1 rRNA gene is annotated in these 256 nt (G+C 52.0%); it reads right to left on the bottom strand.

The window, feature by feature from the left end:
* A 23S ribosomal RNA gene (locus tag M3204_RS24000) occupies positions 1-256 on the bottom strand; the annotation flags it as partial.

Raw genomic sequence — 256 nt, 5'->3', positions numbered from 1 at the left:
GACTAACCCTGAGAGGACGAGCCTTCCTCAGGAAACCTTAGGCATTCGGTGGATGGGATTCTCACCCATCTTTCGCTACTCATACCGGCATTCTCACTTCTAAGCGCTCCACCAGTCCTTACGGTCTGACTTCAACGCCCTTAGAACGCTCTCCTACCACTGACATCTAAGATGTCAATCCACAGCTTCGGTGATACGTTTAGCCCCGGTACATTTTCGGCGCAGAGTCACTCGACCAGTGAGCTATTACGCACTC

The organism is Mesobacillus subterraneus (assembly GCF_023715485.1).
Lineage (GTDB): Bacteria > Bacillota > Bacilli > Bacillales > Cytobacillaceae > Mesobacillus > Mesobacillus subterraneus_B.
This window is presented reverse-complemented; position numbering and strand designations above follow the sequence as displayed.